This is a genomic window from Lwoffella lincolnii, assembly GCF_037201985.1.
Taxonomy (GTDB): Bacteria; Pseudomonadota; Gammaproteobacteria; order Pseudomonadales; family Moraxellaceae; genus Psychrobacter; species Psychrobacter lincolnii.
In genome coordinates, this window is record NZ_CP147511.1 from 1,897,920 (window position 1) to 1,924,094 (window position 26,175).

Genomic DNA, 26,175 nt, shown 5'->3' on the forward strand with positions numbered 1-26,175 from the left:
ATGGCAATGGTGGTGGGAGTATGGCAATAAGGAAGCACCATGAGCATCAAAACTTACCAACTACATAGCACCACAAAACAAGGCATTGAGCTTATCAGTTATGTGGCGTTGCCTGACTCTGCCAGTGAAGACAATCCTGTTGCTGGTATCTTGGTTGCTCCAGAATGGTGGGGAGTGGTTGAACACCCCAAACAAGTCACCGAACGCCTTGCCCAAGCAGGCTTTGCTGCGGTGGCAATGGACGTGTACGGCGAAGGCAAACTGACCACCGATGCCATTCAAGCCAACGAATGGATGACACAGATGCTTGATGACCAAGACAAGCTGATGGCTCGTTGCCAACAAATTTTAACTGACTTTAGCGATCAAATGGCGGTTGATGCGAATCGATTGGGGGCCATCGGCTTTTGCTTTGGTGGCAAAATCGTCCTAGACATGGCACGGGTTGGCATGCCATTAAAAGCGGTTGCTACCTTTCATGGCAACCCCACCCCAAAACAACCTGCCCAAAAAGGCATGTTTCATGCCAACGTGTTGGTGGCTCATGGGCGTGATGACAGCATGGTGTCGATGCAGGCCATTGAAAAATTAAAACAAGAGCTGGACAATGCCAATGTGAGTTATCAAGTGGACGTCTATGACAACGCCAAACACGGCTTTACCAATCCCAACGCCGATAAACGCGCTTCTGAAAATGATGTGGACTTGGGCTATCATGAAACTGCTGCCAAACAAAGTTGGGAGAAGATGATTGACTTTATACAAAATAACTTATCAAAATAACTTATCAAAGTAACTTATCAAAGTAACTTATCAAAGTCATTCATCAAAATAATTTATCAAAATAATTTATCAAAATAACTTATCAAAATCATTCATCAAGCCAACTGATGACCCATCATCTCCATAAATTCATAACCCAAGCCCATTGCCCGTCAATGGGCTTTTTGCTTATTGATTTTTGCTGATTATTGGCTAAATGTGTTGTTGGTTATGTAAAAAAATAATTTACAAATCGTCTATTTGGTGAAACAATGCTTTTTTAATTTGGCTCAAGTTAATTGGATTTGTTTATATTTGATTTTTTACATTAAAAGATGACATTTAAATAAGGACATACACAGTATGACGCAAAATATCAACCACTTGGAAGGCGATACGCCAATAAAGCCCCATAAAGACAGTGGTTTTATGGGACACCCAAAACCCTTACAACCGCTATTTTTTACTGAGATGTGGGAGCGTTTTTCTTATTATAGCATTCGTCCTTTGTTGGTGCTGTTTATGGTGGCAACCATTCAAAGTGGCGGGTTTGGCTTTGATGATGTTACTGCTTCTGCCATTTATGGTATTTTTGCTGGGGCAATGTATTTAATGGCAGTGCCAGGTGGTTGGCTTGCGGATAACTGGCTTGGGCAAGAACGGGCATTGTGGTGGGGCAGTTTAATCATTGCCTTGGGTCATTTGTGCATTGCGTTATCTGCCATGGTGGGTGCGTCGGTATTTTTTTTGGGGTTGATGTTCATTGTCATCGGTTCAGGGTTGTTTAAAACCTGTATTTCGGTGATGGTGGGGGCATTATATCCTGACGGTGATGGCCGTCGTGATGCTGGGTTTACGCTATTTTATATGGGCATTAACATTGGGGCGTTGTTTGCGTCTTTAATTGTGGGGATTTTTAAAGAACAAGGCATGTGGCATGTCGGCTTTGGGGTCGGTGGTTTTGGCATGTTGGTGGCTTTATTGTTGTATCGCTTTTATGCACGTGCCAGCCTAAAAAAATACGCTCAAGAAAATAACATTACTCCTGTGTGGGAGTACCCCAGTGGTCAGGTTGCCAATGTGGGGCGGTGGGTGTTTGCGGTGGTGGCGGTGCTTGCCGTGGTGGTTGGGTTAATTATGATGGGCATCATGCCATTTAATCCACAAGTGGTTGCTGAATACATGACTTATCTGATTGCAGGAACGATTGTTTTGTATTTTTTGTATCGCTTTATTAGCCCAAGTTTAAACAAAAATGAAAAAGTTCGTTTGTTGATTTGTTTTTTACTCATCATTGGTTCGACCTTATTTTGGTCAAGCTTTGAGCAGCAGCCCACTTCTTTTAACTTATTTGCCGACCGTTATACCGATTTGAATGTGATGGGCTTTAACATTCCAAGCCTCTGGTTTCAATCTTTAAATCCATTTTTTATCTTATTGCTTGCCCCCGTTGTCAGTGTGATTTGGGTCAAATTGGCAAATAAAGGGCTTGAACCAAGCAGTATGACAAAATTTGCTTTGGGCATGTTATTGGCAGCAGCAGGGTTTGGCTTGATGATTGTGGCAGCCAACCATGTGGTGAACCAACCCGGTACATTGGTATCGCCCATGTGGCTGGTGGGCAGTTTGCTCCTATTGACACTGGGTGAATTGGCACTTAGCCCTGTTGGCTTATCGTCAATGACCAAGCTTGCTCCTGAACGAATGCAGGGGCAAATCATGGGCTTATTTTTTGCGTCGATTGCGGTGGGCAATCTGGTGGCGGCGTTTTTTGGTGGCTATGTCACCGCTGATACCATTAATGACTTACCCAACTTATTTGCCACCATGGCGATATTTTTGGTGGTGAGTGCGGTGATGCTGTTAATCTTATCTCGTCCCATCGAAAAAATGCTCAAGAACTCAGAAACACTTAAGCAAGCGGAGTAAATGGCAGGCAAAATAAATAGCAGATGAGATAAGTCACAGATGGAATGAGCCTTAGGGTTACTAACTGTTTATTGAAATCTACCTAAACCTATGTAATAATTCTCAAATGAATAGATTAGTTAGTATCAATGAAGCATCAAAACGACTTGGCGTGTCCATCTCCACTTTGCGGAGATGGGACGAAACAGGTGTTCTTGTTGCTGAACGCACGCCCAAAGGTCATCGCAGATATGACATTAATAAACTGCACCCTAATTTTTACCACAATCTACCCATGCTCAAACGCAAAACAGTTGGTTACGCTCGTGTATCAAGCCACGACCAAAAGGACGATTTAGACCGTCAGATTGGTGTATTGGAGTTGTACTGTGCCAATCAAGGTTGGCAATTTGAAATCGTGGGTGATTTGGGTAGTGGTATGAATTACCACAAAAAAGGCTTAAACCTGCTTTTAGATGGCATTTTAAATGACGAAATTGGACGTTTGGTCTTAACCCACAAAGACCGCCTATTGCGTTTTGGCTCGGAGCTTATTTTCGCTTTATGTGAAAAAAAGAATGTGGAAGTTGTCATCATTAATCAAGGCGAAAACCCATACTTTGAAGAAGAATTAGCCCAAGATGTGCTAGAAATCATCACGGTATTTTCCGAAAGACTGTACGGCTCACAAAGCAAGAAAAACAAAAAAGTCTTAGAAGCAATTAAGGCGATGTTAGAATGACCTGTATTCGTGGACACATCATTGAGCTAAAACCTAACAACGCCCAAGCTACCCATCTCAAAAAGGCTTGTGGCGTTGCCAGATTTGCCTATAACTGGGCATTGAGCGAATGGCAAAAACAATACCAAGCGGATAAAAATTATCGTGATGAATGTCAAGCAAACGGCATAGAAACTGACAAAACCAAACTGAACAGCCCAAATCAATTTAAACTTAGAAAACAACTTAACAGCATAAAAAAGCAACAATTTCCCTTTATGGCAAAAGTAACCAAATGCAGTCCACAAGAAGCCATAATTCAACTGGGCAAAGCCTTTGACAACTTTTTTAAAGGGCGAGCCAAATATCCGCAGTTTAGGAAAAAAGGCATAAACGACAAATTTAGCTTAACCAACGACCAATTTAAATTGATTGGCAAAAAGATAAAAATTCCTAATTTAGGTTGGGTAAAGCTCAAAGAAAATTTGCGTTTTAATGGAAAAATTTTAAACGCCACCATTTTTAAAAAAGGCAGTAAATGGTTTGTATCGGTTGGTGTGGAAATTGACAATCCACCAAAATTAAATGCCAAAACACACAAAAGTGTTGGCATTGATTTAGGGATTACCGATTTAGCCACGTTATCAGACGGCACAAAAATTGGGGCACCCAAACCTTTAAAAACAAACCTTAAAAAATTACAACAACTAAGTAAATCGCTTAGCCGTAAACAAAAAGGCAGTAACAACCGTGAAAAAGCGAAAACCAAGCTCTCACGGCTGCATTATAAAATCAGCTGCATTAGAAAAGACTTTTTACACAAATTAACAACCAACTTAGTAAAACAATTTGATGTGATTTGCCTTGAAAACCTTAACGTTAAAGGCATGATTAAAAACCACAAATTAAGCTGTGCTGTTAGCGATTTGGGTTTTTATGAATTTAAGCGGCAACTCATCTACAAAGCCAACATTCATCACAAAACTGTTAAAGAAGTGGACAGATTTTATCCAAGCAGTAAAACCTGTTCATCTTGTGGTTTTGTGATGGCTAAAGAAAACTTGACGTTGGCAACACGTCTATGGACTTGCCCAAATTGTAAAGCAAGTCATGACCGTGATGTGAATGCAAGTTTAAACATTTTAAACAAGGCGGATAAAGTCCTAACTTTATCTTAATATAAACAAGCGGTAGGTTCTACCGTGTTAGTCTATGGAGTTGATGTAAGTCCAAGTTCAAATGAATAAGGCAAACAACGTTGAAGTAGAAATTAAACGCTAAATTTGCCTTTGGGTAGGTTTAGATGGGTTTTAAGGAACAGAAAATTTATGCCAAACATCGCTGAGCGTATTCATGCTTTACGAGAGCAACTTCGCCAATTTAACACCCAGCTTACTCAAGATAAACAGGGTGATAATCAGGGCGATAATCAGGGCATTGATGCTTTAATCGTGCCTTCTGCTGACCCACATCTGTCCGAATATTTGCCTGAGCATTGGCAACTTCGTCAATATCTGTCTGGCTTTACTGGCTCGGTTGGTACGCTGGTGGTAACGGCGGATTTTGCTGGGCTTTGGGTAGACAGTCGCTATTGGGTACAAGCTGGCAATCAATTAAATGGCACAGGCATTGAGCTACAAAAGCTGACTGCCAGCACCCCCAATCACATTGATTGGCTGACAAACTTAGCCAAAGGCAGTCGAGTGGCTGTGGACGGTAACATGCTGTCAGTGGCAGAAAAAACCAAACTCACCCAAGCCTTTGCCACCAAGGACATCAAGCTTATCACTGACCCTGCCCTACTTGCCCCCATTTGGCAAACGCTATGGCAAGACCGCCCTGCCCTGCCCACCGCTCCTTTGTATGCCCATGATGCTCAGTTTGTTGACACATCTGCAAAAGACAAACTGGCACAAGTCAAAAAACACCTACAAGACAAACACGCCAGCCACCATTTGCTGTCTGCTTTAGATGACATTGCGTGGCTGACCAATTTGCGTGGCAGTGATGTGGAATATAATCCTGTGTTTTTAGCACATTTGTTGATTGTGCAAGATGGCAATACCAATGACAATGCCAATGCCAATGCCGATGATGCCAACAAACTGGTTACCACCTTATATGTCGATGTCAATAAACTCACGCCTGCCATCGTCGCCCACTTAGAGCAAGCAGGCATTGCCGTGGCGGATTATGCTTTGGTACAAGCAGATTTGGGCTTACTCGGTGATGGTGATGCTTTGTTGTATGACCCCAATAAAGTGGCGGTTGGTACGTTATCGACATTGTCAGATGCGGTGATGGTCATTGAGCAAATAGCCCCCAGCACCTTACTTAAGTCAGTCAAATCCAAAGATGACTTGGCTCATGTCAAAGATGCCATGCGACAAGATGGGGCGGCGTTGTGTGAGTTTTTTGCCCAATTTGAGAAGCGGTTGGCTGATGGTGAACGCTTAAGTGAATTGGACGTGGATACCATGTTGATTGATGCCAGAAGTCGCCAACCCAATTATGTGTCGCCAAGTTTTGCCACCATTGCAGGCTTTAATGCCAATGGGGCGTTGCCACATTACCGAGCATTGCCAGATGATTTTAGTTATCTTGATGGCAATGGCTTGCTGTTGATTGATTCAGGCGGACAATATCAAAATGGCACGACCGACATCACTCGTGTTGTCCCCATTGGCACGGTCAGCGATGCGCACAAACGTGATTTTACCATGGTGTTAAAAGCCCATATTGCTCTGGCCGTGGCATGCTTCCCTGATGGCATTGCGTCCCCCTTGATTGATGCCATTTGCCGAGCACCGATGTGGCAACAGCAGATGGATTATGGGCATGGCACAGGGCATGGTGTGGGCTATTTTTTGAATGTGCATGAAGGCCCACAAGTCATCGCTTATGCTGCCAGCAACCCTGCTGAACGTGCCATGAAAGCAGGCATGATATCGAGTAATGAGCCTGGACTGTACCGAGAAGGTCAATGGGGCATTCGCATTGAAAACTTGGTCGCCAATGTGCCAGTTGCCAAGCCAAAAGAGCATCAATTTGGTGACTATCTGTGCTTTGAAACCTTGACGTTATGCCCGATTGATACTCGCTTGGTGGATAAGCAGTTATTAACCGAACAGGAAATCTCATGGCTGAATGATTATCACAAAACCGTCTTTGATGAGCTGAACGAGATGGTGCAAGGCGATGCGTTGGCATGGCTAACGCAAAGAACGCAAGCGATATGATGCCATGAAATTTTAATTTGATAAAAAAGCGGTTTGACGTCTTTTTAGGTTTTAGGCGTCATCTTTTTCATAACGGACAAACCGATAGGCAAGATTGCTGTCTGTGTCGGTTTGCCATTGAGAGTGAGCCACTGCCACAAACCCATCAGGCAACTTAGGATAAAACGCATCGCCAGCATCAACCGTCATATCCACTTCGGTAATCTCAATGCGGTCGGTCACTGTCATCGCTTGCCCAAAAATCTTCTCACCACCGATGACCCAAATGGTGCTAAGCTTGATGGCATGGGCAAGGCTGGCAGCCTGAGCCAACGCATGGTCAAGATGATGCACCACACACACATCATCTCGCTCAGACAAGCCGTGTTTGCTGGCATAATCCATTTGGCTGGTGATGATAAAGTTCATTCGTTTTGGCAATGGCTTGCCAATGGATTCATAGGTCTTACGACCCATGATGACGATGCCTTTAATGCTGTCATTGATGCTGTCTTTGCTTTCGGTTGTGATGGCTTTAAAGTGCTTTAAATCAGCAGGCAAATGCCATGGCAGTTGATTGGCTTTACCGATACAGCGGTCATGACTGATGGCGACAATTTGGGCAACTTGGATATTGGCATAACTCATGGGTGGTCTCTCAAAAATGGTCTTTTAAAAACATCTAAACGGTCATCTGAATGGCACTAAAACAAAACAAACAAAACCAAGTCTTGATAAAAACGCAACAAACACGCATCACACCGCCACAACCGCCTTAATGGCAGGGTGGCATTGATAATTGGTTAGGTAAATGTCATCATAACCAAAGGTAAAAATATCCGTTACGCTTGGGTTAAGCGTCAAAGTGGGAGGGGCATAAGGCGTGCGACTTAATTGCTCTTCAACTTGTGCTAAGTGATTGACATACAGATGACAATCACCCCCTGTCCAAATAAATTCACCCACCTTTAAATCACACACATGGGCAATCATGTGGGTCAGTAAGGCATAGCTTGCGATGTTAAACGGCACACCCAAAAACAAATCTGCTGAGCGTTGATATAACTGACATGACAAGCGACCATTCGCCACAAAAAATTGAAACAACGTATGGCAAGGTGGCAACGCCACTTGGGTGGCTTCGGCGGGATTCCAACCAGAGACGATTAAACGCCGTGAATCTGGCGTGTGGCGAATGGCATTAATCACCTCGGTGATTTGGTCGATGCCATCTTGACGATGGTTGCCATACTCATCTTGACTTGCCCCATAATTTCGCCATTGATGCCCATAAATGGGGCCCAAATCCCCTTCAGCTCGGTTAAATTTGGCAGTCTGCTCAGCGGTTGCCCATTCGTTCCAAATACGCACGCCATGATTTTGCAAATATCGCACATGGGTATCGCCCCGTAAAAACCACAACAACTCATAGACCACCGATTTAAAATGCACTTTTTTGCTGGTCAACAGTGCAAAGCCATCGCTTAAATCAAAACGCATCTGAGCCCCAAAGTGGCTTAGCGTGCCGACACCTGTGCGGTCGCTCTTTGGCGTGCCGTGGTCTTTGACATGGCGGATAAGGTCAAGATAGGCTTGTTCGTTTTTTTTCATGACAGACGGTACTCTTTTATTGACAGACGTTTTTTATGTGATGTTTTGATTTGATGGCATCGCATGAGCATCATATGAAAGCTGATGATTATGGCACATTTATGCCATGATGATGACATTTTTTGTCCCCACAAGCCCATCTCATAAAAAAAGGCATGACACATGGTCATAATTTGTCAATATCCTGTACTGTACTGTACTGTAATAATAACATAAAATCAACAAATTGAATGGACTATTTGTTAATTTTTGTCAATAAATGTTCATCGATGGACAAACAAATGGGTGGCTGGCTGGCAATTGTCATACCATTTCTGCATGTTTTCTGCATTTTGTCAGTTTTTATCAACTTTTATCGTCTTTTATTCATCAAAAAGCCAAAAAAGGCATAATTTTTGCATTTTTTACCACTCATTTGTACATATATACATATGAATGTGCAAAAACAACCTTTTATCTTGTTTTAACATGGGTTAAGAACTTAGCAACATGCCCATTTAGGAGTTCTCTATGAACCACATCTATAAAGTCGTCTTTAACAAAGCCACAGGTACGTTTACGGCGGTGGCAGAGTATGCCAAATCCCACACAGGGGGGGGGGGGGATATCAGCACTTCAGGGCAGGTTGGTAACCTATGTACAGTCTCCTTTACTCGAGTTGCAACACTTGCCATACTCTCCATCGCTGCCATATTTAATACCGTTCATACTGCTAATGCTAGTATTAGCATTGGTGGTATGGGTAGCGGTACCAATTCCAAGTATCCAGTAAAAAATTCTGCGTCTGCAAATGGTCAAAAATCCATCGCTCTTGGAGCAAATTCAACTGCAGATGGTGATCAATCCATCGCCATCGGTAGCAGTGAAAAAAAAGATGATAATTCAGGTGCTAAGGCAAAAGGTAAAGAATCCATTGCCATCGGTGGTGATGTAACTGCCCAAGGTCATGCTTCGATTGCCATTGGTAGTGATGACTTATATATAAATTCAGTTTCAGGTACTGCTAGTACACTTACTGATAATACCCAAAATCTCATCAACAAGCATACAAAGTTAAAGGAAATTCAACAAAAATCAGGGTACCAACGCACACAAGCATTAGGACATGCCAGTATGGCGATCGGTACCATGTCAAAGGCATCAGGGGATTTTTCCAATGCTCTTGGCACACGAGCAGAGGCTGAAGGGGCATTTTCTCTAGCAATGGGGCTCACTTCTAAAGCCGCTGGTGAATCTTCGGTTGCTGTTGGCTCAAGTGCAGAGGCTAATAAGACTGATGCCCTAGCCCTTGGTGCAAATACCAAAGTAGAAGCCGAAAAAGGCATTGCCCTAGGTGCTGGATCTGAAGTTACCAGCTCTAACAACAGCACCGATGCCTATGTACCACAAGGTGGTTCGATAGATAGCCACAAAGCCACCGCCACAGGGGCATTGTCCATAGGTAGCAGCAGTATCAAGCGTAAAATCATCAATGTCGGTGCAGGTAATGCCGACACCGATGCGGTCAATGTGGCACAGCTAAAAGCGGTGGAAGAAATCGCCAAGAAAAGCAGCACATGGAAACTCAAAGCCAATGGTGGTAACTCAGAAACAATCAACAACAACGACGAAGTGGACTTCGCTGGTAAAAAAACAGGTGATGGTCCCTCTCAAAATCAAAACATCAAAATCACCCGAACGGGTAAAAAAGTTGAATTTGATTTAAGTGACACCATCAAACTGGGCAATAGTGGCTATCTGTCTGTGGGGAATAGCACTCTAAATAGCGGTGGTTTGAACATCATAAACAATCAAGAAGAAAAACTACTATTGGGAGCAGATGGATTAAGATTCACTGATAAAAGTAATACCCCAAAAACTGGAACAACGCGTATCACCAACAGTGGCATTGGCTTTAGTCAAACTGATGGCAGACTTGATACAGATAAAGCCCACATCACAAACACAGGCATCAATGCAGGCAATCAGAAAATCACTAAGGTTGCTGATGGTCAAGCTGATACCGATGCGGTCAATAAAAAACAGGTTGGCGACCTGATAGACGAGAAAGTCAAATCTACTAAGTTAACCGTCAACGATAATTCCAGTTCTGATCCCAATGATCCTAACTCAATGCCTAAGCCCAGATTTGAAGCTGAAGGTCAAGATAAAAAAGGCTTTGTTAACGCTGAAGACTTAAGCAAGTATCTAAATGAACTTGACCAATCTATCGATATAACCAGAACCACAGCAAAAGGTGCCGTAGACCAAAGCGCAGAAGCCAAGACAAAAGCGGAACAAGCAGCGGAAGAGGCCAAAACCTCTTCGGAGGAAGCCAAAAAAGCCGCCACATCTGCCCAAGCTGTCGAAGACATAGCAAATAAAGCCTTACAAACCTTTAAAGTAGAAAAAGAAGGCGAAACTGAAGAAGAGAATAAAATCACCGTTGCTAAAGACAAACAAGGCAGTCACGTCAATACCCTAAAACTCAAAGGGGATAATGGCATCAATGTTACCACCAATAAAAACGGCACGATTACCTTTGGTATTGACCAAAGCAATGGTCTAACCACCCCTAAATTAACCGTGGGTAACAATACCAATGATAATGGTAATAAATTAAGCATTGACAAAGAAAATGGCATTCACTTTTTAAGCAAAGGTAGCAATCAAAAAGACATGAATGCCCCTGCCATCACCAAAGACGGCATCAGTGCAGGTAATAAAACCATCACAGGTGTAAAACCAACACTAATTGATATCATCAATACAGGTACTACACACACCATAGAACAAGGCAATACAATCACCAAAGAACAAGAAAAATCCAACGCTGCCAGTGTCAAAGATGTGCTAAACGCAGGCTTTAACCTAAAAAATAATGGCAGATCAGTTGATTTTGTGTCAGCTTACGACACCATCGACTTTGTCAATGGCAATGGCACCACCGCCAACGTTACTTATACTGGAGACACCAATAAAGTCACTTACAATGTCAATGTGGACAATAAAACCATCAATCTGACAGGTAATGATGGTAATAAACAGCTTAGCGTAAAAACCACCACACTGACCAAAACAGATGCCAATGGTCAAACGCCGATTAACTTTAGCGTTAAATCTGAAGATGACGATGCGCTTATCAAAGCCAAAGACATCAAAGAGAACCTAAATATCTTAGCCAAAGAGATTAATACCGCCAAAAACGCAAAAGGAGGCTCTGGAGGCTCTGCCACCAGCACACTGACCATTAAAGCTGGTGATGATACAGCACCTAACAATAATGGCATCACGCTAGACAGCACCAACAGCGAAATGACCTTGGCAGGCAGCGATGGTATCACCGTTAAGTCTAATACCACTGACAGAAAAATCACGGTTGGTATTGACACCACCAAAGGTCTGACCGTTGGCAAAACCTCTCTTAAAGATGGCAGCCTGTCTGTTAGTAATCAGCAGATGGACGAACAAATCCAAGTGGGTGCTGATGGCATTAAATTTGCTAATGTTAACGCTGGTATGGCAAATACTAATGAAAGCACAACTCGCATCACCAAAGATAAAATCGGCTTTGCAAATAGTACTGGTCAAGTTGATGAAAACAAACCACATCTGACCAAAGATGGCATTGATGCAGGTGGTCAAACCATCAAAATGGTGAAATCTGCCATTGACCCCAGCGCCAACAATCAGAAAAACTTCATCACTCGTTTGGAAGAAGCAGGGAAAACTAATACTGATAAACAAAACTCTGCTGCCACGGTTAAAGATTTGTACGAACTATCACAATCACCGCTGACCTTTGCAGGGGATATAGGCAGTCATGTTACTAAAAAACTGGGGGATACCTTAACTGTCAAAGGTGGTGAGGCTAACACTGGTAAGCTAACTGATGGTAATATTGGTGTCGTAGCTGATAGTACCAATGGCTTAACCGTCAAACTTGCTAAAACTTTAACTGGTCTTGAAGCGGTTAACACCAAAACCCTAACCGCCACCGATAAAATCACAGCAGGCAGTGGCAACAGTACCTCTGAACTATTGGGTGGTGGTCTAACCTTTAACAAGAAAGCCAACTCAACCATCAATACCAAAACTCACTATGGCATTGATGGCGTGAAGTTTACTGATGGCAATAACACAGCAATTGCAGGCACAACTTACATCACCAAAGAGAAAGTTGGTTTTGCTAAACAAGATGGTTCGCTTGATGAAAGCAAACCCTATCTTGACCAAAAACAGCTTAAAGTTGGCGATGTTGCGATTACCAAAGACAATGGTATTGATGCAGGCAATCAGAAAATCACTAAGCTTGCTGATGGTCAAGCTGACACCGATGCGGTCAATAAAAAACAAGTTAACCAACTGATACAAGATAAAGTCAAATCTGTTAGGTTAACTGTCAATAACAACTCCGTTGGTGGAGCCCAAGTCAAGAATAGATTTGAGGTTAGGAATGAGGATAAAAAAGGCTTTGTTGCCGCTGAAGACTTAAGTACATACCTAAATGAACTTGACCAGTCTATCGATACAACAAAACGCAAAGCTGATAATGCCATAGCACAAAGTATGGCAGCCAAGGCTGAAGCCAAAACAGCAGCGGAAGAAGCCAAAGCCTCTTCGGAGGAAGCCCAAAACGCCGCCATATCTGCCAAATCAGCTGAAGACACAGCAAACAAGGCTCTACAAACCTTTACCGTCAGTGATGGTACAGATGCCAATAACTTTACCGTTGGCAAAAATGAAAAAGCTGCCACCAATCAATTTAACAAAGTTACCTTTACAGGTGAAAATGGCATCAAAATTAGCAGTGATAAAGCCACAGGTAAAGTCAAAGTTGGCATTGACCAAAACCAAGGTTTAACCACCTCCAAACTCACCGTAGGTGATCATACTGGTGGCAATAAGGTAATCATTGACAAAAATGGCATCAATGCAGGCAATCAAAAAATCATCAACATTGCCGATGGCACACATGATACTGATGCCGTCAGCTATAAACAACATAAACAAATTGCTGAGCAGATAAAAGGTCTAGATCCAGAGGCACTAAAACAAAACAAAGAAATTGCTGAAAAGCTCAAAAATATAGATAAGAGCACATTAAACAATGTCGCAAATGCCCTACAGACCTTTACTGTAGAAAAAGAAGGCGAAACCAGCAATGATAATAAAATCACCGTTGGTAAAAATGTAGGTCAAGATAAAGTCAACACCTTAAAACTCAAAGGGGATAATGGCATCAACATTACCACCAACAAAAATGGTACTGTTACTTTTGGCATTGATCAAAATAAAGGACTAACCAGCTCTAAATTGACCGTAGGTAATGGTGGTCAAGGTCAAAACAAAGGAATTGTGATTGACAGCAAAAATGGTCAAAACACCATCACAGGGCTAACTCACACCCTAACCGATGCCACCAATCCGAACACAGGGCATGTCAGCGAAATCAAGGGCTTGGCACAAGATGCAGACAAAACCCGTGCCGCCAGTATCGGTGATGTGCTAAATGCAGGCTTTAACTTGCAAGGTAATGGTACAGCGGTTGACTTTGTCTCAACTTATGACACCGTCAACTTTACCAATGGCAACGCCACCACCGCTAAGGTAGCTTATGATGAAGCCAGCAAAACCAACACAGTCACTTATGATGTCAATGTGGATAATACAACCTTAACATTAATTGATGGTCAAAATGGTAAAAAACAAATTGGCGTAAAAACCACCACACTGACCAGTAATGGCACAGGTACTAATAAATTTGCCCTAAGTAATCAAGGTGCTGGCTCAGATAATGGCGATGCCCTTATTAAAGCCAAAGACATCGTTACCCATCTAAATACCTTAGCTGGCGATATCCAAACCGCCAAAGGGGCCAGTCAAGCAGGTAACTCAGCAGGCTATGTTGATGCTGATGGCAATAAAGTCATCTATGACAGTACCGATAACAAGTACTATCAAGCCAATGGCAACAGCAACACCAAAGTAGAAGTCGCCAAAGACAAACTGGTTGCCCAAGCCCAAACCCCAGATGGCACATTGGCTCAAATGAATGTCAAATCGGTCATCACCAAAGAGAGAGAAAATACAGCCAATGGCATCAATGAAGACAACGCCTTTGTCAAAGGACTTGAAAAAGCCGCTTCCAATAACAAAACCAAAAACGCCGCCGTTACCGTCAATGATTTACATCAGGTGGCAAGCACGCCCCTTACCTTTAAATCAGATGATGGCGTACACAGTCAGGTCAATTTGGGCGACACCTTTGCCATGACAGGCGGTGCTGATTATAAAAACCTTAGCGACGGCAAAAACATTGGCGTGGTCTCACAGCCAGATGGTGTACAGTTTAAACTTGCCAAAGACCTAAAAGATCTTAACAGCGTTAGCGCAGGTGGCACCAAAATTGATGAAAAAGGTGTGTCTTTTGTAGACCGCAACGGTCAAGCAAAAGCAAATACCCCTGTGCTAAGTGCCAATGGGCTGGACATGGGCGGTAAGGTCATCAGCAATGTGGGCAAAGGCACAAAAGACACCGATGCTGCCAACATGCAACAGCTGAACGAAGTACGCAGCTTGTTGGGTCTTGGCAACTCTGGTGGTGGCAACGCTGGCAATGGTCAGGTGAACATTGCTGACATCAAAAAAGACCCAAATTCAGGCTCAAGCTCATCATCTAACAGCCCTGCCATCAAAGCAGGCACGGTACTTGGTGGTAAAGGCAATAACAATACCGAAAAACTTGCCAATGGTGGCGTACAAGTGGGCGTGGATAAAGACGGTAAGGCTAACGGTGATTTAAACAATGTTTGGGTCAAAACCCAAAAAGATGGCAGTAAAAAAGCCCTGCTCACTACTTATAACGTCCAAGACCAAACTAACTATATTACCAACAACCCCGCAGAAGCCATTGACAGAATGAACGAGCAAGGCATTCGCTTCTTCCATGTCAACGATGGCAATCAAGAACCTGTGGTACAAGGGCGTAACAGCATTGATTCAAGCGCCTCTGGCAGGTATTCAGCGGCGGTCGGTTATCAGGCCAAGGCAAATGGTGAAGCCGCCGTTGCCGTGGGCAGACAAACCCAAGCAGGCAACCAGTCCATTGCCATCGGTGATAAAGCACAAGCCACAGGCAATCAATCCATCGCCATCGGTACAGGCAATGTGGTAACAGGTAAGCACTCTGGTGCCATCGGTGACCCAAGTACTGTTAAGGCTGATAACAGTTACAGTGTGGGTAATAACAACCAGTTTACCGATGCCACTCAAACCGATGTCTTTGGTGTGGGGAATAACATCACCGTGACCGAAAGTAACTCGGTTGCCTTAGGTTCAAACTCTGCCATCAGTGCAGGCACACAAGCAGGCACACAAGCCAAAAAATCTGACGGTACAGCAGGTGCAACCACCACAGCAGGTGCAACAGGCACTGTCAAAGGCTTTGCTGGACAAACGGCAGTTGGTGCGGTCTCCGTGGGTGCCTCAGGGGCTGAACGCCGTATCCAAAATGTGGCGGCAGGTGAGGTCAGTGCCACCAGTACCGATGCGGTCAATGGTAGCCAGTTGTACAAAGCCACCCAAGGTCTTGCCAATGCAACCAATGAGCTTGGTCATCGTATCCACCAAAACGAAAACAAAGCCAATGCAGGGATTTCATCAGCGATGGCGATGGCGTCCATGCCACAAGCCTACATTCCTGGCAGATCCATGGTTACAGGGGGCATTGCCACCTACAACGGTCAAGGTGCGGTGGCAGTGGGACTGTCTAAGCTGTCAGATAATGGTCAATGGGTATTTAAAATCAATGGTTCAGCCGACACCCAAGGCAATGCAGGGGCGGCAGTTGGTGCAGGTTTTCACTGGTAATTTTAGAGATTTCTTCTAAATAATCTGCCTCAACGTGTCTGATGCTTGTCTTTAAGGCATCAGACATGCCAACAAAAAGCAGTCAGAACGCTGACTGCTTTTTTGTTGTTTGATTTTTAGATATGATTAACGGTCAGTAACCCGACATGCCCACAACCACCTTACTGCCCTACTGCCCACAAAAATGATGACAACAATACCCACGACAACAATACACCAACACCCACGACAATATATTGATATCAATGCTTATGCCAATGTTTATGCCAATGCCTACCCAAACACAAAGTAACAACTTTTCTGAACGTTTATTAACATGGTTTGCCAAACACGGTCGCCATGACTTACCTTGGCAACAACACCACACCGACACGCCAAACGCTTATTGGGTGTGGGTTTCTGAAGTCATGCTACAGCAGACACAAGTGGTTACGGTCATGGCTTATTTTGAGCGATTCATCACATCATTTCCCACCGTTCATGCTTTGGCTGATGCCAGTTGGAATGAAGTTGCTGAGCATTGGGCAGGGCTTGGCTATTACGCGCGTGCCAGAAATCTACACAAAGGAGCAAAACAGCTGGTTGATATCATCAATACCACAGGGCAACTGCCCCAAAACGTGGACGACTGGGAACAAATCGCTGGTGTGGGACGCTCAACCGCCGGGGCAATTGTGGCGATGGGACTGCATGGCCATGGGGTTATCTGTGATGGTAATGTCAAGCGAGTACTGACACGTTGGGCAGGCATTGATGCAGACATTAACAAAACCGCCACCACCCAGCAATTATGGCAATTAGCAACCAAGCTTACTCCCAAACAGCAAAGTGGCCATTTTGCTCAAGCCATGATGGACATGGGGGCAACCGTCTGTACCCGTAACAAACCTGCTTGCCAACGTTGCCCATTACAAAGCGACTGTGTGGCAAAGGCTCAAGGCAATCCCACCGCTTATCCTGTTAAAGCAAAAAAAAAGCCAAAGCCCAGCAAACACAGTCATGCTCTGCTGTTAAGTGATGCCGATGGTAAGTTACTATGGTTACAACGCCCCAACTCAGGCATTTGGGGTGGGTTGTGGTGTTTGCCATTGCAATTTATTAAAAAAACCAACATTATCCAAAAAACCAACGCCATTCAAAAAGCCAAAGGTGATGAGTTGCTGACTGATGGGCAAGATGATGTTACTTATGAACAAGAACACACGTTGGCTGAGCAGGTCATTCTTGAGTTTCTAAAACAGCAGGAACAACAAAAAAGTGATGAACCTGCTGTTTTGCAAGCAAACACAACAGACATTAAAACAGGCATTAAACACACTTTGACGCATTTTCATTGGCACATCAACCACAAACACATAACATTAAATGATGAGCAGGTGGCTCAGTTGTCTGATGTTCTACAAATGGCAGGTTGTGTGTATCAGTGGTTAGATGCCCCCACCGCCTTGACATTGGGTGTGCCTAAGGCGATGGTTAAGCTGTTCACCCATGTTTAGCCCATTAACATTTGTTGTGGCGGTGGTGGCAAATTAGCAACACACCTTAGTGTTGATGCGTAAGCTGATGCCCATTTTACAACAAGCAATCTGTCATCAGATTTAAATGTGTTAAACTTGCTTTTTGATGTCTTTTATTTCCAAATTTTATCCATCGTTGCTGTCAAAAGACACACAAGACACATAAAAAGTTGTTCGGTGAATTGCTCACAAGGCAGAAATATGGCAAAACTCAACTCACAAGAAAAGCTGTTTTTAAACCAACTGCTTACCCCTGTTACCAAAAAATTACAACTGTCATGGTTGATGACCGTCATCTCAACAGTGCTGTTTGTGTTTCAGGCATGGGCATTGGCAAGTATCTTTTCGGTGTGGCTTCATCACTATTTTGCCAATCAGACACCACACGTTGATGTGTTATGGCGATACTTGCCTTGGTTGGCTGTGTGTGTGTTTGCCCGCCCTGCTTTGCAAACATTACGTGAGCTTATCAGTGCCAATGCCAGTCTGACAGTCAAGACCATGCTTAAAGAGCGGTTATTGTCCGCCTTGGCGAGTCTTGGTCCTGCTCGCACTCAGTTTGGTAGCGATGGCAGTCTGTCAACACAAGTCATTGAACAAACTGATGCGTTAGATGGCTTTATCAGTCGCTTTGCGGTACAAAAAAAAGTGGTTGCCAGCACACCACTGATTTTACTGATTGCGGTGGCATCACAAAGTCTGATGGTGGCAGGAATTTTGTTACTGACCGCTCCGCTTGTGCCTGTGTTTATGATTTTAATTGGTCGCATGACTGCCAATAAATCAGCTGAGCAGTTTGATGCTTTGTCGCAACTGTCAGGGCGGTTTTTGGATTGGGTAAGAGGCATGCCCACGCTCAAACGCCTGCAGGCCACGCCCTTTGCCCAAGTGGATTTATCACACGCCAGCGAAGACTATCGCCACCGTACCATGAATGTGCTTAAGATTGCCTTTTTAAATGGGGCGGTATTAGAGCTGTTGTCCGCTTTGTGCATTGCTTTGGTGGCAGTGTATTTGGGTTTTGGCTTAATGGGGGTATTGCCATGGGCAAAGGGGCATGTGCCTGTTGATTATTTTGCGTCCTTGTTTATTTTGTTGCTTGTGCCAGAGTTTTACGCCCCATTACGACAGCTTGGCTCAGACTATCATGCCAAAGCCCAAGCTGAAGGGGCGGTTAAAAGTCTATTGCCCCTGTTACATCAAGCTAAGAAATTGCAGGCATCACCGCCTTTAAGTGTGCAGGTCAATCCGTCTTCTCCCCCATTTTGCTACCACCCAAATCAAGCCCCCAGCTTAACATTGACAGAAGTTGGCATCATCAGCCAAACTGATGACACAGTGCGTACCCGCCTAACGCCAATAAGCCTACACATTGCCCCCCAAGAACGCATCGCTTTAATGGGGCAAAGTGGCAGTGGTAAGTCCAGCCTATTACAAGCATTGATGGGCTTTAGCGATTATCAAGGGCAAATACAGATTGGTTGGTCTGACGCTAATAAGAGCGATAATGACCATGACACCCATAATGACAAACATAGCAGCACCCATAACAATACCCATAACAGCACCCATAACAATAACAGCCCCATCAATATCACCCATGAACTCAGTCAATTATCTGCTGAGGAGCTGGTCACATGGCGAGATAATCTTAGCCATCTGGCACAAACGGTGGCGTTATTGCCAATGAGCATTGCCGATAATCTACGCTTGGCAAAACCTGATGCCACTGATGACGAGCTGATGACCGCATTGGAGCAGGTGCAGTTATGGGATTTGGTTAAACAGTTGCCTGAAGGAATTCATACCCTACTTGGTGAGCGTGGCAGTGGTTTGTCAGGTGGGCAGGCACAAAGATTGGGGCTGGCACAGTTGCTATTACAAGACGCCCCACTTTGGCTGTTGGACGAGCCCACCGAACACCTTGACTCAGATACCAAAGATGCCATTCATCAATTACTTGGACAAATTAGCCATGGCAAAACCGTCATTTGGGTAACGCATGATGCCAAGCAGTTGCCATGGCTAGATAAAGTGATACACATGGATAAGATATCATGAGAAAACAGCCAGCAAACACACGCTTAAATGCCAAACCAACCAACCAGCCAGCTGATGTTGGTACTGATACCAATGACTTAAACATGAGCGCTTTTGCCCTACAAGACCTTATCAAACCATCATTTGATTTGTGGCTGTTGGCGTGGGTTTTGGGTTTGGTTACCGTGTTTTCGGTGCTTATCTTACTGATGCTCTCTGGTTGGTTTTTGAGTGCAGCGGCACTGGCAGGCATGACGGCATTGGGGGCACATACGTTTAATTATCTGTTGCCAGCAGCAATTATCCGCACCCTTGCCATCACTCGCACAGCAGGGCGTTATGGTGAGCTGATGGTCTCACATCATGCGATATTTCATCTGCTTAAAGTCTTACGAGTTAAGTTTTTTGTTGCGTTATCTGCCAAGCCATTGACCCAGCAACGCACTGCCCTACAGTCAGGGCAACACATGCACCGCTTGGTCAGTGATATTGACACATTAAATGAGTTTAACCTACGTTTTGTTTCCCCTTGGTTGATGGGAACGTTAACCGTGCTGGTGCTGGCAGGGTTTTTGTGTTGGGTGCTGGCAGGAATTGGCAGTTTACATTGGGCGGTGGTTACGCCACTGGCTGGAGGTTTAATTGGTGTGTTATTTGTGCCTATGGTGCTAAATCGCCAAGGTATTGCCCATGCCAAACGCTTGGCCCAAAACAATGAAAATCGCCGATTGGCATTGATAAATCCCTTATCCATCATCACGCCATTGCTATTGTGGGGACAGTGGCAAAAACAAACGCAACCCTTTATCAATCTGGATAAAAACGCACAACAACAACATTGGCAAGCCCAAAAACACCGAAGCATCGCCATGCTTATCATGCAATGGGGCATCATGAGCGTGCTGTTATTGACGTTGTTGGCGATTGGCTTGAGTATGGGGCATGGGCATGAATCCATCAATGACATGGCAACCCCCACCGCATTAACCACCCCATCAAACTTAGCTCATGTCAACTTAACTCATGTGCCTTTTAATATCCCCTTAGTTGTGGGTTTGGTATTGGGGTTATTTGGCTTAAACGAAGTGGTATTGCCCCTTGCTCAGCATTATCTGGCGTATGGTAATGCCACCGTGGCCAAGCAACGTCTCAATGATTTATTAAATCAACAGCAAACGACATTTTTGCCCACGACCCCATCACCACATACCCCATCACCACATACCCCATTGCCCAATATGCCCAATGCCCCACTAACAGCACAACTCACCAACGTTACCGCCAAACTGCCACAAGCCTTAGTGGGCGCAAGCAACATCAATGCCACCATACGCTCAGGCATACCCCTAATCATCAGTGGTGCATCAGGAGCAGGTAAATCCACCTTACTGGCGTGTTTGGCGGGGGAGTTGCTGCCACAAACTGGCAACATCACATTAAACGGTGTGAACTGGTATGATTATGATTGGGTAGACCAGTTGGGTTATTTGGGGCAACGGTTGGATATCTTTGACCAAAGTCTTGCCAATAATCTGCGATTGGGTAACCCAAATGCCACTGATGATGAGCTCCTGACCGCCTTGGACAAAGTGGCATTGAGTGATTGGATTGCCTCACAACCACAAGGGCTAGAGACGCAACTGGGCGAATATGGTACACTGGTATCTGGTGGGCAGGCTCGGCGTATCGCCTTGGCTAGACTGCTATTAAAACCCCGCAAAGTGCTGTTATTAGATGAACCATTTGCAGGGCTAGATGCCCACACTCGTCAATATGTCTGGCAACAGCTCAAGGCACACCAAGCCAATGGACTGTTGGTGATTGTCAGCCATCATCAAGATGATTGGCAGATGAATGGGGCAAATCGTGGTGTGGATAAATTGGTGGTGGGCAAGCAAATGACCAAACGCTAAAAACCAAAACGCATCAGCTCACGGTTACCACCGCCATTGCCCATAACACCAACAACAGCCCCAATGCCAAAAACTGAGCCGCTGAGCCAACATCTTTGGCAATTTTGGCAAGAGGGTGGCGTTCTGTGGACGTGTGGTCAATGGCAGCTTCGATGCCTGTGTTAATCAGCTCAACCACCAGCGAAAATACCGACGCAAATACCAGTATCATCTTGACTGTCATGGTAAAAGGGCATGGTATCAATAGCCCAAGTAACACCACATTTATCAACAGCACTTGCCGAAAAGCGGGTTCATTTTTATACGCCGCCACAAACCCATCTATTGAGTAACCCACCGCCTTGATGATGCGTGAAATGCCTGTCTTACCCTTATACTCTTGGGCATAGCTGTTGCTCCGTGTGTTAGAAGAACGTGTGTTAGAAGAACGTGTGTTAGAAGAACGTGGGTTGGAAGAACGTGGGTTGGAAGACTGTGTGGGTTTTTGTGCAGACATGAGGCAATCCTATGCTTGAGAAACTTAAGGCTTTACAACAACTTACCATATAATATTCAGTATAATATCACCACTGATGATGTGACTAAACCATGTCATTTAAAGATATTTTATCCCAAATATGTCATCTCAAATATGTTATTTGAAGCATTTCATTTTAGACATCTGATATAAGACACCGCACCATGTCCCTTAAACACAACCAAACCCACAACCCCACTTTTACCAAATTTTTAAAGTCCAACAGCTTTTGGTCTAAGGGCTTTTGGTCTAACCGCCATCACCGCACCAAAGATTTAAAAGGGTTAGATGCTTATCTGTTTATGGCAATTGTGGCGATATTTTTGACCACAACTGCCAATGTGACATTTTTTCAACAAGTCATGTCAGTATACCCATTGGCAAATCACGCACTTTTTATCGCTTCATTGGCAGTGGTCTTAACAGGCATTTTGTTACTTTTATTGGTGTTGCTTGGCTATCGGCATACCTTAAAAACGGTGGCAATTTGTTTTATTTTAATCGCTGCTTTTGCTGGTCATTTTACCGACACCTATGGCACTGTCTACGACACCACCATGCTACAAAATGCCTTACAAACTGACACGGCAGAAACCAAAGATTTATTAAGCATGAGGCTTTTAATCCGTGTTGTGTTGTTGGCTGGTTTGCCCATCTGTTGGATTATTGGGCAGCCATTGTCATTTGGCACACTCAAAGTCAGTTTAATGAAGCGGCTGGTTACCTATCTTGTGGCTTTGGCATTGGTTGGGTTGCCCATTTTGGCATTGAGCAGTCAATACGCCAGTTTTTTTAGGGAACATAAACCGTTGCGATTTTTTACCAATCCTGTTACGGTGATGTATTCAGCGGGCAAGCTTGCCAACATGAGTTATAAAAACGCCACCAAACCCACCGAAACCATCATGCACGCCAATGATGCCATACAAAAAACCACCGCTTCCACTCGCAAGCCCAGATTGGTGGTGATGGTGGTGGGTGAGACAGCCCGTGCTGACCATGCGTCTTTTAATGGTTATCAGCGAGCCACTTTTCCCCATATGGACAAACTCATTGGCTTAGGGCAAGTGCATAATTTTGGTAATGCCACTTCTTGTGGCACATCAACGGCATATTCTGTCCCATGTATGTTCAGTTATTTGGGAGCAGAAAAATACGATGTTGATACCGCCGATTACCATGAAAATGTCATTGACACCTTAGACCGCTTGGGTGTGGCGATATTGTGGCGAGATAATAACTCTGATTCAAAAGGCGTTATGAATCGCCTGCCTGCCAAACAGTATCAAGACTACAAAAACAGCCCTCTTCAAGGTGGCAATAACACCATTTGCCACACCAACCCTTATGATGAATGCCGTGATGTGGGCATGTTGGTGGATTTAGATGACCATGTCAAGGCTCATGCCAATCAAGACATATTGATAGTGTTGCATCAAATGGGCAACCATGGCCCTGCTTATTATAAACGTTATGATGATGAATTTGCTCAGTTTTTGCCTGTTTGTACAAGTAGCGAGTTGGCGCAATGTGAGCGACAAACGGTCATTAATGCTTATGACAATGCGTTATTGGCGACTGATGACTTTTTAAAACAAACCATCGATTGGTTGGCAGCACAAACACACGCTGACACCGCCATGTTATATTTAAGCGACCATGGTGAAAGCTTAGGAGAAAAAGGCGTTTATTTACATGGCATGCCTAAGGCGTTTGCCCCAAAAGAACAATTGAGCATTCCTGCGTTACTTTGGTTGGGAGCAGACACTCCATTTGCTGTGGCAAATTCGCCAACGGCTGGCTTTAGCCACGATGCCATCACCCCGACACTGCTCAACTTATTTGATGTCAGCACGCAAGCCACGGCAGATAAAACAGCGTTTGTTAATCCTTTGGATTGATAAGCTTTCCAATGGAGCTTTCCAACCAATAATAGGTAGAATCATCAAATGTCAAGTTTACGCCCTGTGTCTCCCATCAGCCCCATCAACCAAGCCCTGCTTGCATTGGCAGTCATCATGATGACTGCTGTGTTTATTGAGCATGGTTCGGTCGATGTTACCATCAGTTCATGGTTTTATGTGGAGCAAGGCCGCTGGTTATTAAGCAAAGACCAATTTGTCTTTTCCATGCTGTTTTATAAATTACCCAAATGGTTGTTGATTGTGTTTGGGGTGTATCTGCTTGCTACTTTGGCATGGCGTCAATTCATTGCTGATACAAAATTCATTGCTGATAAAACAGACAACTCAGCAAAATCGCTGTTTGGGCGGAGAGATGCCCCCATTTATGCTCCTTTGGCTAACTTTGGGCAATCTGATATTTTATATGTGTTTGCTGTTTTGGCATTAACACCGCTGTTGGTGGCAACATTAAAATCGCTGACGCATGTGCCTTGCCCCCATGAACTGCTCATTTTTGCTGGTGATAAGCCTTATTTGTCTTTATGGCAAGACATACTAAGCCAACAGCGTGCCAAATGCTTCCCTGCGGCTCATGCCAGCTCTGGCTTTGGTTTATATGGTTTGGCGTTTGTGCCTGCGTTACAACACAAACGCTGGCGTTATGTGATTTTGGTCAGTGCCATCGGCTGGACAATGGGGCTTTATAAAATGATGGTAGGCGATCATTTTTTTAGCCATACTTTGGTATCGATGGCATTGGCTTGGTTTGTGGCAAGCGGTTTGTCAGCGGTGTTTTTTGCAAAATCGGCCATCTCTGATTGAGTGCTTCGGTATTAAGACAATCATGCCTGCTATAGATGAGCAGGTGTGCTGTCGCTTTGTCTTAACCGCATCAACCCTTCTTGTTGGGTGGTGGCAATCAGCTGACCATGTTGCCAAAACTGCCCATGATTTAGCCCTTTGGCATTGGCGGTGTTGTCGCTCCACATGTCATAAAGCAACCAATCATTCATGTCAAATGGGCGATGAAAGTGCATGCTATGGTCAATGCTGGCAACTTGCAAGCCTTTGGTCATAAAGCTGATGCCGTGAGCCATCAGCCCTGTTCCCACCAAATAAAAATCTGACGAAAATGCCAACAATGCCTGCTGAACATAAATGGGGGCAATGCCCAACTGGTCTAATGCCCCCAGTTGTGGCACGCACAGCCAGTTGGCTTGCTTGGGTGGCATGGGTTGTGGGTCAATGGGGTCTCGTGGCGTAACAGGCTTAATATGAATATGACGCTCTCGCATAAACCGCTCTTGTAAGGCATCGGGGATTTTACCAATCACTTGGTCTTTGAGTTCTTGCTCACTCAACAAGTCTTCTGGTGGTGGGTATGCGGGCATGGGCGGTTGAAATTCCAATCCGCCTTCCATTGGGGCAAATGACGCTATCATCGAAAAGATAATCTGTTCGATGGGCTGATTGTCTTTGTTGTGTTTAATCTGAATGGCAGTGACTCGTCTGGCAGACAGACTGCGTCCATCTCTTAGAGTCTGCACATGGTAATACACAGGCAAACGAACATCGCCACCCCTTAAAAAATACCCATGCAAAGAATGGCAAGGACGCAACTTATCATCAGATGGTGCTGTTTGGGTTTGAGTGGTGAGCCGATGTAAAGGCTGATGTAAACTTAACGCCGCTGCCATCAAGGCTTGCCCCAAAACTTGCCCACCAAAAATCCGTGGACCGACAAAATCACGGCTTTGTCCGATGAATAAGCGGTGATGATGAGCATCATGCTCTGGCAACAGATGCACAGGAGCATCAACGTCTGCTGTTGTGTTGTCCGCTGTCCGCTCAATTTCCATCAGCGTCAGTGTGTCTATCAGCTGTTTGACCAGTTTGGTTTGTCTGGACATTTTATTGGCGTGGGGGTGAGTGCTGTTCATAGAAATATCGCTACGTTTGTTGATACATGGGCTTATTGAAATGGGCTTATTCACATGGTCTAACGTCATATTAACCAAATATGCCATTTTTGACTAGGTCTGTGAATGTGGCTAATCGGAAACCAACGTTTTACCGTGACCTTTTACCGTGATAGGTCTGCGTCTGCCTTTTTTGTTGGGATTTTTATTGCAATTATGGCATCATAGCATCATATCATGTTGTGAACACATTTTTAGGTAACCCATGCTGAATCGCCGACGTAACAGACACCC

General features: G+C 44.4%; 15 protein-coding genes. 11 read left to right on the top strand and 4 right to left on the bottom strand.

Going from position 1 to position 26,175, the window contains the following annotated elements; all coding sequences use genetic code 11:
* Window positions 1-39: 39 nt before the first annotated feature.
* From WDM69_RS08565 to WDM69_RS08585, 5 genes are all read left to right on the top strand, one after another.
* Window positions 40-783: a dienelactone hydrolase family protein gene (locus WDM69_RS08565; protein ID WP_338755323.1), complete on the top strand. Its 744-nt coding sequence runs from the start codon at window positions 40-42 to the stop codon at window positions 781-783.
* Window positions 784-1,125: 342 nt separating this feature from the next.
* Complete coding sequence (locus WDM69_RS08570) at window positions 1,126-2,691, top strand: peptide MFS transporter (protein ID WP_078306479.1); 1,566 nt, start codon at window positions 1,126-1,128, stop codon at window positions 2,689-2,691.
* Window positions 2,692-2,797: 106 nt separating this feature from the next.
* Entirely contained in the window at window positions 2,798-3,412 is a 615-nt protein-coding gene (locus tag WDM69_RS08575) for an IS607 family transposase (protein WP_078306480.1), read from the top strand.
* The gene (locus WDM69_RS08580; RefSeq protein ID WP_338755324.1) at window positions 3,409-4,569 is read left to right on the top strand and encodes an RNA-guided endonuclease TnpB family protein; all 1,161 of its coding nucleotides are present in this window, start codon (window positions 3,409-3,411) and stop codon (window positions 4,567-4,569) included. Before WDM69_RS08575 ends, WDM69_RS08580 begins: the two co-directional genes overlap by 4 nt.
* Window positions 4,570-4,719: 150 nt before the next feature.
* The gene (locus WDM69_RS08585) at window positions 4,720-6,630 is read left to right on the top strand and encodes an aminopeptidase P family protein (RefSeq protein WP_338755325.1); all 1,911 of its coding nucleotides are present in this window, start codon (window positions 4,720-4,722) and stop codon (window positions 6,628-6,630) included.
* A 51-nt stretch (window positions 6,631-6,681) separates the two neighbouring features.
* On the opposite strand, the gene WDM69_RS08590 is transcribed toward WDM69_RS08585, so the two are convergent.
* Window positions 6,682-7,257 (bottom strand): dihydrofolate reductase, encoded by a 576-nt coding sequence (locus tag WDM69_RS08590; protein ID WP_338755326.1) that lies wholly within the window; start codon window positions 7,255-7,257, stop codon window positions 6,682-6,684.
* Window positions 7,258-7,365: 108 nt separating this feature from the next.
* Window positions 7,366-8,220 (bottom strand): thymidylate synthase, encoded by an 855-nt coding sequence (locus WDM69_RS08595; RefSeq protein ID WP_338755327.1) that lies wholly within the window; start codon window positions 8,218-8,220, stop codon window positions 7,366-7,368.
* 510 nt (window positions 8,221-8,730) lie between these two features.
* On the opposite strand from WDM69_RS08595, the gene WDM69_RS08600 reads away from it, so the two are divergent.
* The 4 genes from WDM69_RS08600 to WDM69_RS08615 all read left to right on the top strand — a co-directional run bounded on the left by WDM69_RS08600 (window position 8,731) and on the right by WDM69_RS08615 (window position 21,541).
* A complete protein-coding gene (locus WDM69_RS08600) occupies window positions 8,731-16,071 on the top strand; it encodes a YadA-like family protein (RefSeq protein WP_338755328.1) in 7,341 nt (2,446 codons plus the stop codon).
* Window positions 16,072-16,334: 263 nt separating this feature from the next.
* Window positions 16,335-17,567 carry an A/G-specific adenine glycosylase gene (gene mutY / locus WDM69_RS08605; protein ID WP_338755329.1) on the top strand — a complete coding sequence of 411 codons (1,233 nt, stop codon included), beginning with the start codon at window positions 16,335-16,337 and terminating at the stop codon, window positions 17,565-17,567.
* 222 nt (window positions 17,568-17,789) lie between these two features.
* A complete protein-coding gene (gene cydD / locus WDM69_RS08610) occupies window positions 17,790-19,649 on the top strand; it encodes a thiol reductant ABC exporter subunit CydD (RefSeq protein WP_338755330.1) in 1,860 nt (619 codons plus the stop codon).
* Window positions 19,646-21,541: an amino acid ABC transporter ATP-binding/permease protein gene (locus WDM69_RS08615; protein WP_338755331.1), complete on the top strand. Its 1,896-nt coding sequence runs from the start codon at window positions 19,646-19,648 to the stop codon at window positions 21,539-21,541. Before cydD ends, WDM69_RS08615 begins: the two co-directional genes overlap by 4 nt.
* Before the next feature lie 13 nt (window positions 21,542-21,554).
* Here the strand turns inward: WDM69_RS08615 and WDM69_RS08620 are convergent, their stop codons facing one another.
* Window positions 21,555-22,037: a diacylglycerol kinase gene (locus tag WDM69_RS08620; RefSeq protein WP_338755332.1), complete on the bottom strand. Its 483-nt coding sequence runs from the start codon at window positions 22,035-22,037 to the stop codon at window positions 21,555-21,557.
* A gap of 323 nt (window positions 22,038-22,360) precedes the next feature.
* Here WDM69_RS08620 and WDM69_RS08625 point away from each other — a divergent pair, with 323 nt between their 5' ends.
* Both WDM69_RS08625 and WDM69_RS08630 read left to right on the top strand, forming a co-directional pair.
* Entirely contained in the window at window positions 22,361-23,959 is a 1,599-nt protein-coding gene (locus WDM69_RS08625) for a phosphoethanolamine--lipid A transferase (RefSeq protein ID WP_338755917.1), read from the top strand.
* Between the two features lie 48 nt (window positions 23,960-24,007).
* The gene (locus WDM69_RS08630) at window positions 24,008-24,784 is read left to right on the top strand and encodes a PAP2 family lipid A phosphatase (protein WP_078308296.1); all 777 of its coding nucleotides are present in this window, start codon (window positions 24,008-24,010) and stop codon (window positions 24,782-24,784) included.
* Between the two features lie 29 nt (window positions 24,785-24,813).
* On the opposite strand, the gene WDM69_RS08635 is transcribed toward WDM69_RS08630, so the two are convergent.
* Window positions 24,814-25,872, bottom strand: coding sequence for an acyl-CoA thioesterase (locus tag WDM69_RS08635; protein ID WP_411350808.1), 1,059 nt, complete (start codon window positions 25,870-25,872; stop codon window positions 24,814-24,816).
* Window positions 25,873-26,175: the final 303 nt, after the last annotated feature.

Bases quoted from the DNA above. Each gene is read 5' to 3' on its own strand.
- WDM69_RS08565 (WP_338755323.1), top strand. From the start codon at position 40: ATGAGCATCAAAACTTACCAACTACATAGCACCACAAAACAAGGCATT.
- WDM69_RS08570 (WP_078306479.1), top strand. From the start codon at position 1,126: ATGACGCAAAATATCAACCACTTGGAAGGCGATACGCCAATAAAGCCC.
- WDM69_RS08575 (WP_078306480.1), top strand. From the start codon at position 2,798: ATGAATAGATTAGTTAGTATCAATGAAGCATCAAAACGACTTGGCGTG.
- WDM69_RS08580 (WP_338755324.1), top strand. From the start codon at position 3,409: ATGACCTGTATTCGTGGACACATCATTGAGCTAAAACCTAACAACGCC.
- WDM69_RS08585 (WP_338755325.1), top strand. From the start codon at position 4,720: ATGCCAAACATCGCTGAGCGTATTCATGCTTTACGAGAGCAACTTCGC.
- WDM69_RS08590 (WP_338755326.1), bottom strand. From the start codon at position 7,257: ATGAGTTATGCCAATATCCAAGTTGCCCAAATTGTCGCCATCAGTCAT.
- WDM69_RS08595 (WP_338755327.1), bottom strand. From the start codon at position 8,220: ATGAAAAAAAACGAACAAGCCTATCTTGACCTTATCCGCCATGTCAAA.
- WDM69_RS08600 (WP_338755328.1), top strand. From the start codon at position 8,731: ATGAACCACATCTATAAAGTCGTCTTTAACAAAGCCACAGGTACGTTT.
- mutY (WP_338755329.1), top strand. From the start codon at position 16,335: ATGCCAATGCCTACCCAAACACAAAGTAACAACTTTTCTGAACGTTTA.
- cydD (WP_338755330.1), top strand. From the start codon at position 17,790: ATGGCAAAACTCAACTCACAAGAAAAGCTGTTTTTAAACCAACTGCTT.
- WDM69_RS08615 (WP_338755331.1), top strand. From the start codon at position 19,646: ATGAGAAAACAGCCAGCAAACACACGCTTAAATGCCAAACCAACCAAC.
- WDM69_RS08620 (WP_338755332.1), bottom strand. From the start codon at position 22,037: ATGTCTGCACAAAAACCCACACAGTCTTCCAACCCACGTTCTTCCAAC.
- WDM69_RS08625 (WP_338755917.1), top strand. From the start codon at position 22,361: ATGGCAATTGTGGCGATATTTTTGACCACAACTGCCAATGTGACATTT.
- WDM69_RS08630 (WP_078308296.1), top strand. From the start codon at position 24,008: ATGTCAAGTTTACGCCCTGTGTCTCCCATCAGCCCCATCAACCAAGCC.
- WDM69_RS08635 (WP_411350808.1), bottom strand. From the start codon at position 25,872: ATGTCCAGACAAACCAAACTGGTCAAACAGCTGATAGACACACTGACG.